The following is a 14,851-nucleotide window of genomic DNA, read 5'->3' as shown; positions in this document are numbered from 1 at the left end:
GCCATTACCAATACAATTAGTAATAGCGAGATGCAGGAAAGGACATGCCTTCCCTGCCTCGTTCAATTACACGTCTAGTAATAAACGTGTTGGATCTTCTAACATTTCTTTAATAGTAACCAAGAAACCAACCGACTCTTTACCGTCGATGATTCTGTGATCATAAGAAAGTGCTAAATACATCATTGGCAAGATTTCTACTTTGCCATTTACCGCCATAGGTCTATCTTGGATTTTATGCATACCCAAAATAGCACTTTGTGGAAGATTTAGAATGGGTGTTGACATCAGTGAACCAAAAACACCACCATTTGTAATAGTAAAGTTACCGCCCTGCATGTCGGCAAGACTTAATTTGCCATCACGACCTTTAAGGGCTAATTCTCTAATTCCACCTTCGATACCAGCCATTCCTAGCGCGTCAGTATCTTTTAGTACGGGTGTTACAAGACCACGAGGAGTAGATACAGCAATAGAGATATCAAAATAATTGTGATAACAAATATCGTCGCCATCAATTGAAGCGTTAACTTCTGGGAAGCGCTTCAATGCTTCAGTTACAGCTTTAACATAAAAAGACATAAATCCTAGACGAATACCGTGGCGTTTCTCAAATTGCTCTTGATATTGTTTACGTAAGTCCATGATTGGCTTCATGTTAACTTCGTTGAAGGTAGTAAGCATAGCCGTGCTATTTTTAGCTTCTAACAAACGAGTAGCAATAGTCTTACGCAAGCGAGTCATAGGAACACGTTTTTCAGTTCTATTACCTAACGCAACTGCTGGAGCGGCAGCTTCTGGAGCAGCTGACTTAGCTGCAGGAGCTTGCAATGACTTTTCAACATCTTCTTTAGTGATGCGTCCGCCTTTACCTGTACCTTTAATGCTTGACGCATCTATGCCTTTTTCTGTCAGTAAACGACGAACTGAAGGACTAAGAGCATCATTGTCTTCTGAAGAGGCTTCTGGCGCTTCTGCAACTGGAGCAGCGGCTGCAGCACCAGCGACAAATTTAGCAATCACTTGCTCACCTGTTACTGTTTCACCTTCTGGAGATAGAATCTCACTAAGGGATCCATCTGCCGGGGCAACAACTTCTAAAACAACTTTATCTGTTTCAATATCTACTAAATTTTGATCACGAGAAATAGCTTCCCCTGGCTGTACATGCCAAGTTGCTATCGTTGCATCTGCCACTGATTCTGGCAGAACAGGTACCTTAATATCCACTGACTCACCTTTATTACCGGATGGTTGACTTGATTCTGCACTTGCAACAGGCGCGGGTGCACTAGCAGTTGCTGAACCTTCTTCGAAATTTGCAATTGTTTGCTCACCTAAAACGGTATCACCTTCAGTTTGGAAAATTTCTGAAATGACCCCGTCTGCTGGTGCGACTACTTCTAACACTACTTTATCTGTTTCAATATCAACTAAGTTTTGATCTCGGCTGACTTTATCACCTACCTTTACGTGCCAGGTCGCGATTGATGCATCTGCCACTGATTCAGGTAATACCGGTACTTTTATTTCGATTGTCATACTGGTTCCTTATTTAATTGTTAATGCATCATCAACCAAGTCTTTTTGCTGTTGGTTGTGAACTGAAATATATCCTACAGCTGGAGAGGCCGACGCCTTTCTACCTGCATAAGTCAATGTCGCACCTTTTGGCAATGCAGCCCAAAAGTGATGTTGACTACAATACCAAGCACCTTGGTTTTGTGGTTCTTCTTGACACCAAACCCAATCCTCAACTGCTTTATACTTGCTTACTACTTGACCAATCTCATCATGAGGGAAAGGATAAAGTTGCTCAATACGTATAATCGCAATGTCGTCTTGTTCATTCTTACGTCTTTGCTCAAGTAAATCGTAGTACACCTTACCTGAACACATAACAACACGTTTTACTTTACTTGGACTAATGTCATCTACTTCATCAATTACATTATGGAACACACCTTCGGCCAATTCATCAATTGAAGAGGTAGCTAGTGGGTGACGTAATAATGACTTAGGAGACATTACAATCAAAGGCCTACGCATTGGACGTAATGATTGGCGTCGCAACATATTAAATACTTGAGCTGGCGTTGATGGTACACACACTTGCCAGTTGTGATCTGCACACATTTGTAAGAAACGCTCTAAGCGAGCTGAACTATGCTCTGGACCTTGACCTTCATAACCATGAGGTAGCAGCATAGTGAGACCGCATAAACGACCCCATTTAGCTTCTCCAGAGCTCAAAAATTGATCAATTACAACTTGAGCGCCGTTAGCGAAATCACCAAACTGTGCTTCCCATATGGTTAACGTTCCTGGCTCTGCAGTCGCGTAACCAAACTCAAAGGCAAGTACAGCGGCTTCAGATAATACTGAATCATAAATTTCAATTTTACCTTGTTCTGCATGTAGATTTTGCAAAGGCATGTAAGCGCTGCCATCAGCTTGATTGTGCAATACAGCATGGCGATGGAAGAAAGTACCACGGCCAGAATCTTGTCCTGTCATGCGAATATTCGCGCCGCCATCTACAATTGATGCATAGGCTAAGTTTTCAGCCATACCCCAATCGTAAGCCTTTTCACCGGCAACCATAGCTTTTCTGTCTTGATAGAGTTTAGCTACTCTAGAATGCAACTTGTGCCCTTCGGGGAAGCTACATAACTTGTTTCCAAGTTCTAAAATTTTGTCTTTGCTAATTGCACCATCAAACTTAACATCCCAATCGTGACCAAGATAAGGAGACCAGTCTACAGAATGCTCAGTCATTGGACGCCATTCTTCAACCACACAAGCGCCGTGGTCTAAAGCAGCTCGATATTCGCTCACTAACTTTTCAACTTCATGGGCTTCAATACTGCCCTCAGCAATTAGCTGATCAGCATAAATTTTACGTGGAACAGGATGTTTCTTAATCTTTTGATACATTAACGGCTGAGTCGCATTTGGCTCATCCGCTTCATTATGACCGTGACGTCTGTAACAAACCAAATCAATTACCACATCACGCTTAAATTGATTTCTATAATCAAGTGCTAGCTTAGTAACAAATAATACGGCTTCAGGATCATCTGAGTTTACATGGAATATCGGTGCCTGCACCATTTTAGCAATATCGGTACAGTATTGAGTAGACCTAGTATCTTCTGTTTTTGAAGTGGTAAAACCTACTTGGTTGTTGATTACAATACGTACTGTACCGCCAACTTGGAAACCACGGGTTTGTGACATATTAAATGTCTCTTGAACAACCCCTTGTCCAGCGATTGCAGAATCACCATGAATGGTAATGGGTAATACTACAGAGCCATCAGTACAACCACGTCTGTCTAACCTTGCTCTTACTGAACCTATTACAACAGGATTTACAATCTCAAGATGCGAAGGGTTAAAGGAAAGCGCTAAATGTAAGTTACCACCTGGTGTGGCAAAATCAGACGAATAGCCTGCATGGTATTTTACATCACCAGCACCAAGACTATCATCATGCTTACCAGCGAACTCATCAAATAACACAGATGGGTTTTTACCGAGTACATTCACTAAGGTATTTAATCTACCTCTGTGAGCCATACCAATCACAACTTCTTTAGTGCCTTTGCTTCCAGCATGGCTGATTAGCCCTTTAAGCATAGGTACTAAAGCATCACCACCTTCAAGTGAAAAGCGTTTGGCACCTGGGAACTTGGCACCTAAATATTTTTCCATACCGTCGGCAGCAACTAAGCCTTTTAATATACTGACTTTTTCATCTCGTGAAATTTCTGGCTTGGCTTGGACTGACTCAATTCGATGCTGTAACCAACGTTTTTGGTCTGTATCGGTAATGTGCATATACTCAGTACCAATCGAACCACAATACGTACGATTTAAAGACTTAAACAACTCACCAAGGGGTAATGATTCTTTTCCTATGGCATAAGAGCCAACGTTAAAACTTGTATCAAAGTCACTTTCAGAAAGGTTATGGTGGGATAATTCTAAATCACGAACTCTAGGTTGCTTCCAGAGTTGAAGAGGGTCAAGGTTAGCGTGCTGATGACCTCTAAAGCGATAAGCATTAATTAACTGTAATACTTTTACTTGTTTTTCATCACCACTACCTGAGACTTGAGTTGAGGTAGCACCTGCTCTTGCAGCTGGACCTAATGCAGCTAATGTACGAAATTGTTCCCGTACTAAACTGTGTTTAGTTTCTACTGCTACACCTTCTACATCAGGTAATTTATCAAATACGTTACGCCATTCTTCTGACACGTTTTGCGCATCTTCTAGATAAGCTTCGTACATATCTTCTACATAAGTAGCGTTGCCGCCAGACATGTGAGATGAATCCCACCATGCTTTCATCACGCTTTGTTGCATTGTCTTCCCTTGGTTTAATCAGACTTGCAAATTAAGTTGTGCAAGTGCACGCTTAAAATTAATCGATGGGTAAACACCCGTTTATAGGATTAATAGGCCAATACTAATGCATTGGCCTAAAGCCTCTATACAGCTCTTTTTAATAACATTGATTTGATATGACCAATTGCTTTAGTCGGATTCAAACCTTTAGGACATACACTCACACAGTTCATAATGCCATGACATCTGAACACACTGAAAGCATCGTCTAAATCACTTAAACGCTGTTCTGTTGCTGTATCCCTGCTATCTGCCAAGAATCTATAGGCATGAAGCAAGCCAGCTGGTCCAATAAACTTATCTGGATTCCACCAGAAAGAAGGACATGATGTAGAACAACATGCACATAAAATACATTCGTAAAGTCCGTCTAACTTCTCTCTCTCCTCTGGCGCTTGTAAAAACTCTCGAGCTGGAGGTTGATTGTTATCATTGATTAAGAATGGTTTAATTTTCTCGTATTGGGTGTAAAACTGTGTCATATCCACAACCAAATCACGAACTACAGGTAAGCCTGGTAATGGTCTGATTACAATCTTAGACCCTTTTAATGCAGACAAAGGTGTAATACATGCTAGGCCATTTTTACCATTCATGTTAACACCGTCAGATCCACACACACCTTCGCGGCACGAACGACGGAAAGAAAGCGTTGCGTCCTGTTCTTTTAATGCTATTAACGCATCTAATACCATCATATCTTGTCCTTCTTGGACTTCTAATTGATAGTCTTGCATACGAGGAGCATTATCTACATCAGGATTGTAACGGTAAACAGAAAAATTCAATTGCATTGTCGTTACTCCTAGTAAGTTCTTGCTTTAGGTGGGAAAGCTTCACGTAACTTAGGTGACATGTTCACGTCACGCTTAAGCATTTGGTCATTCTCAGGTAAGAACACTGAATGACATAACCAATTGTCATCGTCCCTCTCTGGGAAATCAAAGCGACTATGAGCTCCACGACTTTCAGTTCTAAAGTTAGCAGCAACAGCTGTACTGTATGCAGTTTCCATTAGGTTATCTAACTCTAAACATTCTATACGCATAGTATTAAAATCATTACTCTTATCATCTAGACGAGCATGTTGTAATCTTTCGCGAATTTCGCCCAGCTCTTTTAAGCCAGTAGCCATAGCTTCACCTTCACGGAATACCGAGAAGTTTAGCTGCATACATTGCTGCAAGTCTTTCTTAATCTGTACAGGGTCTTCACCTTTACCAGCTTCAGAATTCTCCCAACGATTAAATCGAGTAAGTGCAGCATCAACATCGTCTGTAGATGCGTCGCGAGCTTCGATACCGTCAATAGCAGAACCAAGATGTAAACCTGTTGCGCGACCAAAAACAACTAAGTCAAGAAGAGAGTTACCACCTAAACGGTTTGCACCATGTACAGATACACATGCAATTTCACCACATGCAAACAGACCTTTAATCGGTGTTTCTTTACCGCTAGCGTCAATACTTAGCGCCTGACCGTCAACATTAGTAGGAATACCACCCATCATATAATGACAAGTAGGAATAACAGGAATAGGCTCTTTAACTGGGTCAACGTGCGCAAATGTACGAGACAGCTCTAATATACCTGGTAAACGTGACTCAAGTACTTCTTTACCTAAATGATCTAACTTAAGCTTACAATGGGGTCCCCACGGACCATCACAACCACGACCTTCACGAATTTCGGTCATCATTGAGCGAGCAACAACATCACGACCAGCTAGGTCTTTAGCATTTGGTGCATAACGTTCCATGAAACGTTCGCCATCTTTATTAAGTAGATAGCCACCTTCACCACGACAACCTTCAGTAACTAAAGTACCAGCGCCTGCGATACCTGTTGGGTGGAACTGCCACATTTCCATGTCTTGCATAGGAACACCAGCACGTAAGGCCATACCTACGCCGTCACCGGTATTAATATGGGCATTGGTAGTTGAGGCATATATACGCCCTGCACCACCAGTTGCTAAAACAACCGCTTTAGATTTGAAGTACACCACTTCACCAGACTCAATATCAATAGCAGTACAACCTACTACATCACCGTCTTGGTTTTTAACTAAATCAAGTGCATACCATTCACTAAATACTTTAGTTTTATTCTTTACATTTTGTTGATACAGCAAATGCAGCAGAGCGTGGCCCGTTCTATCAGCCGCTGCAGCAGTACGTGCACCTTGCTCACCACCAAATGCTTTAGACTGCCCGCCAAAAGGACGTTGGTAAATTTTACCGTTTTCAAACCGAGAAAATGGTAATCCCATATTTTCCATTTCGATGATGGCTTCAGGGCCCGTCTTACACATATATTCAATAGCGTCTTGGTCACCGATATAATCTGAACCTTTCACAGTATCGTACATGTGCCATTCCCAGTTATCTTCGTGGGCGTTTCCAAGAGCTACAGTAATACCGCCTTGTGCTGAAACCGTATGTGAACGAGTTGGGAATACTTTAGATAATAATGCACAAGATTTCCCAGACTCCGAAATCTGCAATGCCGCGCGCATACCAGCACCACCGGCTCCTATAACAACTGCGTCAAATTCATGAACAGGAATACTCATTTACACACCCCACAAAACAAATAAACCTACGACTACATAAACAAATGCAATTAGGTTAAGAATAAATTGGATAAACGCTCTCAAGCCTGGAGCTTTAACATAGTCAGTCAGTACCTGCCACATACCTATACGTACGTGAAGCATGATTGATACTAGAGCTGCGAAGGTAAATACCTTCATAGCTAGATTTGAAAATAAATCTTTCCAAATAGAATAAGTAACTTCTGGAGTACATACAAAGAAGCCACCCATAAATAATGCAAACGCAACCATGATAATGGCAGTAGCTCGTATAGTGACGAAGTCCTGTATACCATTGCGTTTGAAACTTGCTTGACCGGTTACCATAATACAACTCCTATTACGACAGTTAGAATAATCCAAGCAGCAATAATAATTTTTGCACTTAAATCACCTGATTGAAGCTCTTCCCAGTGTCCCATGTCCATTATCATGTGCCTGATACCACCTAGCACATGAAACAAAAGGGCTGAAATAGTTCCAATTGAAACAAATAAACCTAAAGGTCCATTCATCTGTTGTTGAACAAAAGAAAAACCTTCAGAAGAAGATACAGATACTGCCCACGCCCAGATCACAAACATTAATGCAAAAAATAATGCTACGCCTGTAATACGATGGAGAATGGAAGTAATAGCTGCGGGAGGAAAACTAATAGTGTTGAGTTGTAAATTAACTGGTCTTTGTTTTTTCACGTTTATCGCTCTTTTTACCCGGAGGTTGTTAAACATTTTTGCAACTGACATCTTGATGCCGACTTATACTGAAAAGCCAACCTTAGTGTTAACTTTATGTAAATCAAACATTAACAATAAGTATGCAATCGGATTTTCAGCACGGAAAGCCTACGAAGTATATCCAGCAGCGACAGGAAATACAATTATTGTTGAGTATTAAAGGCTTAACTCTTTTAACAAATAAGTTCTTTAAATTGTGTTAGGTCAAGGTATGCTTTACATTAGGATAATAAAATTATCATTATACATTTCTCTCATTACGCATATACAATTGTTATAATCGAGTGTTAACAGCTTCTAATAAGAATGTTAACCATGGTATGCGAAAAACTTATTTGCTTTTAAGACACAAAAAAAGTGAATATTTACTGTACGAAAACGCATATTAATTGACATCAAGACGCATTGTCAGTACAAATAGCGGCGATTTCACCCCCTACATTTAGCGTCATAAGCTAATTTAGAACATAAAAACGATTCTGAGGAGAACATTGTATGGCAGATAACAAAGCCATTTTGAAAGCAGGTGACATAGAAGTTGAACTACCGATTTTGTCTGGAACCGAAGGTAATGATGTCATTGACATCCGTACTTTAGGTAGCACCGGTTACTTCACTCACGATCCAGGCTTTATGGCCACGAGCTCTTGTGAATCATCAATTACATTTATTGACGGTGCCAAAGGTATTTTGTTACATAGAGGTTATTCGATAGAAGATTTAGCAAGAGAAGCTGACTATATCGAAGTCTGTTACATGCTTCTTCATGATAAAACCCCCAATACCGAAGAATACAACGAATTTAAAGATACCATTACTCGCCACACCTTAGTTCACGATCAAGTTAATAATTTCTTCCGTGGATTCAGAAGAGATGCACACCCAATGGCAATGTTGTGTGGAACAGTTGGCGCTATGTCATCTTTTTATCATGACGATTTAGACATTAGTGATCCAGAACAAAGATTACGCAGCGCATACCGCTTAGTAGCTAAAATGCCAACACTTGTAGCTATGTGTTACAAATATAACATTGGTCAGCCATTTGTTTATCCAAGAAATGACTTAAGCTACGCAGAAAACTTCTTAAATATGATGTTCTCTGTTCCTGCAGAAGACTATAAAATCAGCCCTGCAGTAGCAAAAGCAGTAGATAGAATCTTCATTTTACATGCAGACCACGAACAAAACGCTTCTACTTCTACAGTTCGTTTAGCTGGTTCATCAGGTGCAAACCCATATGCATGTATAGCTGCAGGTGTAGCTTCACTATGGGGACCTGCTCACGGTGGTGCTAACGAAGCATGTTTAACAATGCTTGAAGAAATTGGCTCTGTTGACCGTATTCCAGAGTTTATAGCCCGAGCAAAAGATAAAGCTGACCCTTTCAGATTAATGGGCTTTGGTCATAGGGTTTATAAAAACTTTGACCCACGTGCAACTGTTATGCGTGAAAGCTGCCACGAAGTGTTACAAGAACTAAATATCGATGATCCATTACTTAACGTAGCAATGGAGCTTGAAAAAATAGCCCTCAGCGACCCTTACTTTGCAGAAAAGAAACTTTTCCCTAATGTAGACTTCTACTCTGGAATCATCTTAAAAGCTATTGGGATCCCTACCAATATGTTTACTTGTATCTTCGCATTAGCACGTACAGTAGGTTGGGTTTCACATTGGCACGAAATGTTAAGCCAACCAGGTCAGAAAATCGGTCGTCCTCGCCAACTATATACTGGTGAAGCAAAACGCCCTTACAATAAAATAGAAAAATAAACTCCTTAATTTATTAAAAAAGCGACCTAAAGGTCGCTTTTTTTATGGGCTTTATTTTCTGTTAGGTAATTTCAAAGTCCGAAACTACTATATGAAAATTTTACAATCTAGTATGTATTAATAGCCCCACTCTACAACAGTAAATATTATAAGGTATTGATATTTCGATAATTATTAACTGGAATACATTGTGCTCTGTATTAGTACCACCAATTAAAAATGGAAATACTATGAATACAATTATTCAACCTGGACATGACTTCCCTGAGCTTTTCGTTAAATCAAAAGACAATATTGATACTCCTTTAACACGCACATTTCCTTCAGTTGCAGACTGGCAAATGGTTGTTGTTTATCGAGGTGTTCATTGTCCAATTTGTGCAACTTACCTTAACGAACTCAACGAATTATATAAGGAATATAAAAAAGCAGATATAGAAGTTGTAGCAGTTTCCGCTGACTCTGTAGAGCAACTAAATACCCTACTAAAACATAAAGTTGACCAACTGGATTTTGCAGTATTTGCTGGTTTATCAGAGCCACAAATGAGTCAATTAGGGGTTTATATTTCAGAACCTAGAAGCCCAGAAGAAACTGACCATAACTTCGCTGAGCCATGTGTGTTTGTAATTAACCCAGAGAATAAAATCCATATTATAGATAAAAGTAACGCCCCTTTTTCTAGGCCTGACTTAACAAAATTACTTGAAGGTATAAAGTTTATTCAGTCTAAAGACTACCCAATACGTGGAACTTATAAAGCCTATTAACTACTTAGTTTATTTCACCCATAAAAAAAGACGCTTTCGCGTCTTTTTTGTAAGCTTAGGTCGATTAACGACGTAAGCCTAAACGTTTGATCAAGTCTTGATAACGCTCAACATTTTTACCCTTAAGGTAATCAAGAAGTTTACGACGTTGGCTAACCATACGTAATAGACCACGACGTGAGTGATGATCTTTTTTATGGTCTGCAAAGTGACCTTGTAACTTGTTGATATTACTAGTAAGTAATGCAACTTGTACTTCAGGTGAACCTGTGTCGCCTTCTTTAACGCCATATTCAGCAATGATTGCTGCTGTTTCTTGTGTAGTTAGTGACATAATTTTCTCCAAATTATAAGAGTTTAAAGATACAACTCGCCGATCACTAATTCAGCGAATCAAAAAGAGCGCGTATTATAGCTATGCACCTCACAATAACAAGGACTATTTAGCTTTAATAAACCACAGAGCGTTTCGGAGCTACTTTACCATCTTCATCAATAAAGCCGACACCTAAAAACAAACCACTTTGCTCACTGTACACCCTTACCAAGGTGTCTAGCGTGTACTCAGACGAACCGTTGTAATTTACGGGATTACCATTTCTAAAAAATCCTTCGCCAATCTCTTCAATGTCCACCTCTGGCAACGCTTTAACAGCAGAGTCCATTGGTAGCAATAAACTATCGAGTTCAGTAAAAGTATCATTGCTTAACAGGTCAGCGGATTCGTTATCAATTTTATCCCGGATTGCTTGTAGCTCATCGATGGTCATCATCTTATCTATAGGATAATCTGTAACTTGAGTACGATGGAGCTTACTTACATAAGCTCCACACCCCAACACTTGCCCTAAGTCATCAACTAAGGAGCGAATATAAGTGCCTTTACTACAATGTACTGTCATATCTACTTCATCGCCATCAAACCGGTCAATGACTAACTTAAAGATAGTTATGTCACGGGCATCCCTTTCAATATCAATACCTTGGCGGGCGTAAAAATACAAAGGCTTACCTTGGTATTTTAAAGCAGAATACATCGAGGGCACTTGCTTAATTGGACCTCTGAACTTATCAGATGCGGCAAGTAATTGCTCTTTACTTACATTTACAGGTTTAGTATCAACAACCTCACCATCTGCATCAGAAGTTGTAGTACGCACCCCTAACTTAGCTGTGACTTGATAAGTTTTATCAGCGTCTAACAAAAACTGAGAAAACTTTGTCGCTTCACCTAAACATATAGGAAGCATACCTGTTGCTAGTGGGTCTAATGCACCAGTATGACCTGCTTTTGCTGCGTTAAACATGCGCTTAACTTGCTGCAGAGCATGATTAGAGGATAAGCCAAGGCCTTTATCTAATAAAATAATGCCATTAATTAAACGGCCTTTTCTTTTTCTAGCCATTAATTAAATGTTCTCGTCACTTTCATTATCATCTAAAGAGCGGCCAGCTTCTTTAGCACGCTCGGCATCTTTATTTAGAGTATCACTAACTAAATTTGCAATACGTATCCCCTCTGTTAAAGAGCCATCTCTTACAAACTTCACAGCAGGTACAGCACGCATACGCATTCTGCTGGCCAATAACTTACGAATAAATCCCTTATTATCATCAAGTATGGTTAGGTACTCTTTAATTTGATCCTCATCATTCTCAAAAAAAGTTACAAAGATTTTTGCATGGGCTAAATCTCTAGATACTTCTACCCCAGAAACCGTAACCATACCTAAACGAGGGTCACGATTTTTAAATTCATTTTGCAAAATACTGGCGATCTCTTTATGAATTTGCTGACCGACTCTGTCGGTACGTGAAAATTCTCTTGCCATTTTTAATTCTCCTAGGACTTATTCAGTGCCCAATATAAACAAAACGGAGGCCGAGGCCTCCGTTAAATCAACTTAACTCGGAATAGGCATTCGCCTATTAGCAGTGTCAATCTTATAGTTCACGTTTTACTTCAACGATTTCAAATACTTCTATCTGGTCGCCAGCTTTAACATCATTATAATTTTTAACACCGATACCACATTCCATTCCATTACGAACTTCCTGCACATCATCTTTAAAGCGTCTAAGTGACTCTAGTTCACCTTCATAAATTACAACGTTATCACGTAAAACACGAATTGGGTTACTACGTTTAACAATACCTTCAGTTACCATACAACCGGCAATAGCACCAATTTTAGGTGACTTAAATACGTCACGAACTTCCGCAAGACCAATGATCTCTTGTTTAAACTCTGGCGCCAACATACCACTCATTGCTTGTTTTACTTCATCAATAAGTTGGTAAATAACACTGTAGTAACGCAAATCAATTTCTTCAGCTTCAACAACTTTACGAGCAGATGCATCAGCACGTACGTTAAAGCCAACTACTATGGCACTTGAAGCAGCAGCTAATGTAGCATCGGTTTCAGTTATTCCACCTACTCCGCTACCTACAATATTCACTTTTACTTCATCGGTAGATAACTTAGTTAAAGATTCAGAGATAGCTTCAACAGAACCTTGAACATCCGCTTTAAGTACCACGTTAAGCTCACTAACATCACCAGCTTCCATGTTTGCAAACATGTTTTCTAGTTTTGCTTTTTGTTGCTTAGCTAATTTAAGCTCACGTTGTTTAGTATGACGCTTAGTCGCAACTTCACGTGCTTTACGCTCATCTTGCACGACTAACGCATCCTCACCAGCAATCGGTACACCAGATAAACCAAGTATTTCTACTGGAGTAGAAGGTCCGGCAACCTTGACGTCTTTACCATGTTCATCACGCATAGCACGAATACGGCCATACTCAACACCACATAGCATGATATCACCGGCTTTTAATTCGCCTTCTTGTACTAATACTGAAGCAACTGGACCGCGGCCTTTATCAAGACGAGACTCGATCACTATGCCTTTAGCAGGGCCTTTAGGTACAGCTTGTAAATCAAGTACTTCAGCTTGTAAGCTAATGGCTTCTAATAACTCATCAATCCCTAACCCTGTCTTTGCAGAAACGTTTACGAACTGATGCTCACCACCCCACTCTTCAGAAATAACTTCTAACTGAGATAGCTCAGTTTTAACACGATCTGGGTCAGCAGTATCTTTATCCATTTTATTAACAGCAACTATCAAAGGTACGCCTGCAGCTTTCGAGTGCTGAACCGCTTCTTTGGTTTGAGGCATAACGCCATCATCTGCTGCAACAACTAGGATAACGATATCTGTTGCATTCGCTCCACGAGCACGCATTGCAGTAAACGCGGCGTGTCCAGGAGTATCTAAAAAGGCAATACGACCATTATCAGTTTCAACACTGTATGCACCAATGTGCTGCGTAATACCGCCAGCTTCTCCATCGGCCACTTTTGCGCGACGAATGTAATCAAGTAGTGATGTTTTACCATGGTCAACATGGCCCATGATAGTAACTACAGGTGCACGACCTGCTTTTTCACCACCACTTGCATCTGCAATTAATTCATCTTCTAGAGCATTATCATTAACTAGCTCATATTTGTGACCCATTTCTTCAACAACTAATACAGCTGTCTCTTGGTCCAATACATGGTTAATAGTAACCATTTCGCCCATTTTCATAAGAGTTTTGATGACTTCTGTCGCTTTAATAGCTAACTTACTACCTAACTCACTTACAGTAATAGACTCACCAATCTTAACCACTCTTTCCACAGGAGAAGCTGGTTTATTAAAAGCGTGTTTCAAATCAGAACCAGCATTTTTCTTAGACTTTTTACGTCTACGACCGCCACGCTCTGACTGCATATCTTCAACATCTTCAGCTTCTTGAGCATAACGATTAGAGTGCAAATGAACTTCTTCTGCTTCTTGCTTTTTACGACGCTCTTCTTCTTCTTTCCAACGACGCGAGTTTTCTTCTGCTAGCTTTTTCGCTTCTTCAGCAGCTTTCTTAGCGTCTTCTTCCAGTTTACGTTGAGTCTCTTCTTCTTGAGCTTTACGAAGCTTTTCAGCTTCAATACGAATGCGATCTTGTTCAGCTTGCTCTTCTGGGCTTAAACTTGTTTCTTCTGCTTGTTTAGCTTCAGCAGCTTCTTTTGCTTTTTCAGCGCGAGCAGCTCTTTCAGCGTCAGCCTTAGCTTTCGCTTCTGCGGCTTTTTTAGCTTTTTCTTCTGCGGCTTTTTTAGCCTCTTCAGCAGCTTTTTGCTCAGCTTCAAGTTTAGCCTTTTGCTCTTCAGCTAAACGCTTCGCTTCTTCTTCAGCCATTTTGGCTTCTTCAAGCTCAGAACGTTTTACGTAAGTACGCTTTTTACGCACTTCAACAGTAACCGCTTTGGATTTTCCTGTATTAAGCGTACTCGTTGTCTTTCGTTGCAATGTCATACGTTTAGGAGCTTCTGAGCCGTTCCCACCGTGCTGCTTGCTTAAAAAGTCTAATAAAACACGCTTTTCGTCTTCTGAAACACTGTCACCAGCTGCTTTCACAATACCTGCACTTTTAAATTGTTGAACTAATCGATCAATCGAAGTGCCTATATCAGTGGCGAGTTTTTCTATGGATACTTCTGCCATAA

At 40.2% G+C, this 14,851-nt stretch carries 12 protein-coding genes; 2 read left to right on the top strand and 10 right to left on the bottom strand.

The genetic code is table 11. The features are described 5' to 3' along the window. Nucleotides 1-66: 66 nt before the first annotated feature. The 6 genes from odhB to sdhC form a co-directional block, all read right to left on the bottom strand. Nucleotides 67-1,542: a 2-oxoglutarate dehydrogenase complex dihydrolipoyllysine-residue succinyltransferase gene (gene odhB / locus ACMUMK_RS07145; RefSeq protein ID WP_414700445.1), complete on the bottom strand. Its 1,476-nt coding sequence runs from the start codon at nt 1,540-1,542 to the stop codon at nt 67-69. Between the two features lie 9 nt (nt 1,543-1,551). After that, on the bottom strand, nt 1,552-4,374 hold the full coding sequence (locus tag ACMUMK_RS07140; protein ID WP_414700444.1) for a 2-oxoglutarate dehydrogenase E1 component: 2,823 nt from the start codon (nt 4,372-4,374) through the stop codon (nt 1,552-1,554). A 125-nt stretch (nt 4,375-4,499) separates the two neighbouring features. After that, the gene (locus ACMUMK_RS07135) at nt 4,500-5,210 is read right to left on the bottom strand and encodes a succinate dehydrogenase iron-sulfur subunit (protein ID WP_414700443.1); all 711 of its coding nucleotides are present in this window, start codon (nt 5,208-5,210) and stop codon (nt 4,500-4,502) included. Nucleotides 5,211-5,221: 11 nt separating this feature from the next. Further along, entirely contained in the window at nt 5,222-6,991 is a 1,770-nt protein-coding gene (gene sdhA / locus ACMUMK_RS07130) for a succinate dehydrogenase flavoprotein subunit (protein WP_414700442.1), read from the bottom strand. Next, nucleotides 6,992-7,339: a succinate dehydrogenase, hydrophobic membrane anchor protein gene (gene sdhD, locus ACMUMK_RS07125; RefSeq protein WP_414700441.1), complete on the bottom strand. Its 348-nt coding sequence runs from the start codon at nt 7,337-7,339 to the stop codon at nt 6,992-6,994. After that, on the bottom strand, nt 7,333-7,707 hold the full coding sequence (gene sdhC, locus ACMUMK_RS07120) for a succinate dehydrogenase, cytochrome b556 subunit (protein WP_414701380.1): 375 nt from the start codon (nt 7,705-7,707) through the stop codon (nt 7,333-7,335). The genes sdhD and sdhC overlap by 7 nt, the downstream gene beginning before the upstream one ends. A gap of 537 nt (nt 7,708-8,244) precedes the next feature. Here sdhC and gltA point away from each other — a divergent pair. After that, nucleotides 8,245-9,525, top strand: a complete 1,281-nt coding sequence (gene gltA / locus ACMUMK_RS07115; protein ID WP_414700440.1) for a citrate synthase — start codon at nt 8,245-8,247, stop codon at nt 9,523-9,525. Nucleotides 9,526-9,755: 230 nt separating this feature from the next. Beyond that, complete coding sequence (locus ACMUMK_RS07110; RefSeq protein WP_414700439.1) at nt 9,756-10,295, top strand: redoxin domain-containing protein; 540 nt, start codon at nt 9,756-9,758, stop codon at nt 10,293-10,295. 64 nt (nt 10,296-10,359) lie between these two features. On the opposite strand, the gene rpsO is transcribed toward ACMUMK_RS07110, so the two are convergent. The 4 genes from rpsO to infB all read right to left on the bottom strand — a co-directional run bounded on the left by rpsO (nt 10,360) and on the right by infB (nt 14,849). Further along, entirely contained in the window at nt 10,360-10,629 is a 270-nt protein-coding gene (gene rpsO / locus ACMUMK_RS07105; RefSeq protein ID WP_414700438.1) for a 30S ribosomal protein S15, read from the bottom strand. A gap of 115 nt (nt 10,630-10,744) precedes the next feature. Beyond that, nucleotides 10,745-11,701: a tRNA pseudouridine(55) synthase TruB gene (gene truB, locus ACMUMK_RS07100; protein ID WP_414700437.1), complete on the bottom strand. Its 957-nt coding sequence runs from the start codon at nt 11,699-11,701 to the stop codon at nt 10,745-10,747. A 3-nt stretch (nt 11,702-11,704) separates the two neighbouring features. After that, nucleotides 11,705-12,127 (bottom strand): 30S ribosome-binding factor RbfA, encoded by a 423-nt coding sequence (rbfA, locus tag ACMUMK_RS07095; RefSeq protein ID WP_414700436.1) that lies wholly within the window; start codon nt 12,125-12,127, stop codon nt 11,705-11,707. Between the two features lie 112 nt (nt 12,128-12,239). Beyond that, nucleotides 12,240-14,849, bottom strand: coding sequence for a translation initiation factor IF-2 (gene infB / locus ACMUMK_RS07090; protein WP_414700435.1), 2,610 nt, complete (start codon nt 14,847-14,849; stop codon nt 12,240-12,242). Between the last annotated feature and the right edge of the window lie 2 nt (nt 14,850-14,851).

Origin of the sequence: Paraglaciecola sp. 2405UD69-4 (assembly GCF_047525415.1) — a bacterium.
In the GTDB taxonomy this organism is placed as follows: Bacteria; Pseudomonadota; Gammaproteobacteria; order Enterobacterales; family Alteromonadaceae; genus Paraglaciecola.
Note: the sequence above shows the minus strand (reverse complement) of the source record. Positions and strands in the feature narration are given on the sequence as shown.

Bases quoted from the DNA above. Each gene is read 5' to 3' on its own strand.
- odhB (WP_414700445.1), bottom strand. From the start codon at position 1,542: ATGACAATCGAAATAAAAGTACCGGTATTACCTGAATCAGTGGCAGAT.
- ACMUMK_RS07140 (WP_414700444.1), bottom strand. From the start codon at position 4,374: ATGCAACAAAGCGTGATGAAAGCATGGTGGGATTCATCTCACATGTCT.
- ACMUMK_RS07135 (WP_414700443.1), bottom strand. From the start codon at position 5,210: ATGCAATTGAATTTTTCTGTTTACCGTTACAATCCTGATGTAGATAAT.
- sdhA (WP_414700442.1), bottom strand. From the start codon at position 6,991: ATGAGTATTCCTGTTCATGAATTTGACGCAGTTGTTATAGGAGCCGGT.
- sdhD (WP_414700441.1), bottom strand. From the start codon at position 7,339: ATGGTAACCGGTCAAGCAAGTTTCAAACGCAATGGTATACAGGACTTC.
- gltA (WP_414700440.1), top strand. From the start codon at position 8,245: ATGGCAGATAACAAAGCCATTTTGAAAGCAGGTGACATAGAAGTTGAA.
- ACMUMK_RS07110 (WP_414700439.1), top strand. From the start codon at position 9,756: ATGAATACAATTATTCAACCTGGACATGACTTCCCTGAGCTTTTCGTT.
- rpsO (WP_414700438.1), bottom strand. From the start codon at position 10,629: ATGTCACTAACTACACAAGAAACAGCAGCAATCATTGCTGAATATGGC.
- truB (WP_414700437.1), bottom strand. From the start codon at position 11,701: ATGGCTAGAAAAAGAAAAGGCCGTTTAATTAATGGCATTATTTTATTA.
- rbfA (WP_414700436.1), bottom strand. From the start codon at position 12,127: ATGGCAAGAGAATTTTCACGTACCGACAGAGTCGGTCAGCAAATTCAT.
- infB (WP_414700435.1), bottom strand. From the start codon at position 14,849: ATGGCAGAAGTATCCATAGAAAAACTCGCCACTGATATAGGCACTTCG.